This window comes from Mycolicibacterium chlorophenolicum, from assembly GCF_001044235.1.
GTDB lineage: Bacteria > Actinomycetota > Actinomycetes > Mycobacteriales > Mycobacteriaceae > Mycobacterium > Mycobacterium chlorophenolicum.
Genome location: NZ_JYNL01000028.1, coordinates 1 through 2,552, shown reverse-complemented (window position 1 = coordinate 2,552; position 2,552 = coordinate 1). Strand labels below are relative to the sequence as shown.

Here is a 2,552-nt window from a genome sequence, read left to right as displayed (position 1 = left end):
GGCACTGGCACCCTCCACGCGCACCGCCGCGGGCCAACGCGCACTCATCACCGCCCTGCGCGACCGCCTGGCCCAACAACAACACGTCATCAACGCCTATCAGGCGCAGGATGCGCGACTGGCGGCGATGGTGCGTTCACTGCGTTATGGGCAGGGCCGTCCAGGCCGGGGAGGGATGTCGTTGGGCGGCATGCCGTTTGGTGGTGGCGGCTTCGGCGGCGGGGGATCACCGATGGGTGGGCTATCGGGTATGGGCGCTCCGCTGACGGCGTTGGCGGGCAGCTTCAATCCGCGGAGCGCGGCGAACTCTGCGCTGCCGGGACTGCGGGCCCCGGCCGGGATTGTGGGGATACCGCTGGGCGCGTTGACGGTGAATTCAGGGCCGCGCGAGGTTGCGGCCGCGATCATTCACGAGGCGCAGCGCCGCGGGTATTCGCCGTATCAGACGACGGCGATCCTGGCCGACGCGATACAGGAGAGCAATCTGAGCCCGAAGGCGAAGAGTCCGAACGGTCTGTGGGAGAGCATCTTCCAGCAGGACGCGTCCTATCCGGGGCGGCGGAATCCGAATCTGGCGATCGCGGAGTTCTTCAACCGCCTCGACAAGCATGGCGGGCCGTCGTCCCGCGACATCTGGAAATCCATCTTCTGGCTGCAGCAGCGTCCGGGCGATCCGAGCGCGGAAATCGCGTATGCCCGAGGGCGGCAAGAATATTTGAGCGAGATACAGTCAAAACATGGCGCCGCAGTGGGCATGTACCACGAAATAATTGGTGCCGCAGATGCTGCTTTAGGTTCTCAAGTTTGACTGCACTTTCTCACGATTGACTGCACCAACGCCGAACTTGCAGGCAAACGTTAGACACGTTGGGCGCTTCTCCCAGAGAGTGCCCAGCCCAGCGCAAGGCACCACTGGGGAGTTTTGGCCGGGCTACAAAGGCTCAGTGCCACAACGGATCTCATTGTGGCGGCCCTGTCTGCGGTCAGCTCGGGCGGGTTACCGTGCCTAATTCGTCGACCACGTCAACAGTGACCGTCAGGCCTTGTGGGATCTGGCTGCCAGACGTGATCAACGAAACCGCGTTGGCTGTGCAGATACAGGATTTGTCGGGCTGATATGCGCTCGCTATGACATCGGGCGGAGTGAACCGGCCACCCAGGGGGTTAGTGTTCGCGCTGCGGACCGACCACCAGCGGTCGATCGCCCGTTGCTGGGCAACCGATTCGGGAACATCGACGGCAATGACTCTAACGGTAGCGTATCCGCCAGCCCGGAGCTCGCGGAGCAATATCGCGCCCAACGGCGGCCAGCTCAACGTGCCCTCGATGACTATCTGTTCGCCACGGCCAATGCAATGGCGCCACAGCGCATCCCAGATCTGCGTCGATTCATGGTGCACCAGGGCAGCCAGTTCACGAGGAGCGATCGGGCGGCCATCAACCAATGTCCTCGACAGCAAGTCGTCGAACAAGCCGGTTGCCAACGCGTCGTTGAGCAGATGATCCTTTACGTCATCTGCGTCCAGCCGCCGATAGTCATCTCTAGTGGCCCCCAGCACGGCTTTGATCGCCGTCGACTTCCCCGCGCCGGCAGCGCCAGCCGTTATCACCGCTGCATTTCCCGCACGAACGGCTGACCCTGGAGTATCCAGGAACTCAGCGATGATCCGCTTACGCACACGCGCCCGCCGCGGATCGTCTTCAAACAGTTTGTACGTCGCCCGGGGACTGTCGGGCGCGAGTGGTCCGCCGGCAGCGGTGAGGCCGGCCAGCTCAGCGGTTACCGCAGCCCGCAGTTCCGCATCACGCCTCACATCTGTGCGGCGACGGCATTTCCGCGGGCGCGGCGCGCTCGGAAAAGCTGCTCGTACTCCTCGTATGTCAGCTTGTCCTGCTGATAGGCAAGTTCGATGTCATCCCAGCTGCCCCGCACGTACGCGTCAATGGGAACACCGTTCATCTCGGGGACATGCCCCTCGGTGTAATCGATTGCGCCGAGCGTCTCCATCATCGTGGCGGTGTCGATCTCGCCAGCATCGCGTTCATCGACGATGTCGAGAACCGTCAACGGTGCCACACGCAGCACGCCATGGTTGTCACGTTTCACCGCAGCGATGGTCCGACTGACGTGCGGCTGCGATACGCCTAACAACTCGGCGATCGTTGTCTGTGGGCGGCCGGCCAAGGCGGCTGCCACGATCACCCTCAGCTCGCGGTGTGCAGCCAGTCGGCGCTGAGCGCCCACTTTGCGCAGCTCAGCATCGGTGATCGGTGCACCTCGCCGCACAGAACCCGGACGTCCCATACCCCCCACCACCTTTCTATGCAGTCAGTATAGTTCCATGTCAGACCCTGGATCCAGCCCGATTTGGTAAAGCACAGGTCAAATCGCGGTGCAAGCGGGCCTGGGCGCTGTCGGTCCTCGATAACGGTCTCGGTCAGCCACTTCGCTGCGCAATTTTGTGCATGGTGCAGGGTGTGGGGGCGGTGATACTGGATGGGTGTCGCTGGGTGCACTGGTGGAGCAGGTCGGGGAGGTGCTGGGCCGCGGG

The 2,552-nt window shown here is 63.3% G+C and carries 3 protein-coding genes; 1 reads left to right on the top strand and 2 read right to left on the bottom strand.

Annotation, left to right across the window (positions count from 1 at the left end; all coding sequences use genetic code 11):
- The coding region (locus MCHLDSM_RS38130) for a hypothetical protein (RefSeq protein ID WP_158023725.1) at positions 1-808 on the top strand (808 nt) is incomplete at its 5' end.
- Positions 809-983: 175 nt separating this feature from the next.
- Here MCHLDSM_RS38130 and MCHLDSM_RS14730 read toward each other — a convergent pair.
- Together MCHLDSM_RS14730 and MCHLDSM_RS14725 are read right to left on the bottom strand one after the other, a co-directional pair.
- Positions 984-1,814, bottom strand: coding sequence for a zeta toxin family protein (locus tag MCHLDSM_RS14730; RefSeq protein ID WP_063840632.1), 831 nt, complete (start codon positions 1,812-1,814; stop codon positions 984-986).
- Positions 1,811-2,305: a hypothetical protein gene (locus MCHLDSM_RS14725; protein ID WP_053082995.1), complete on the bottom strand. Its 495-nt coding sequence runs from the start codon at positions 2,303-2,305 to the stop codon at positions 1,811-1,813. The genes MCHLDSM_RS14730 and MCHLDSM_RS14725 overlap by 4 nt, the downstream gene beginning before the upstream one ends.
- Between the last annotated feature and the right edge of the window lie 247 nt (positions 2,306-2,552).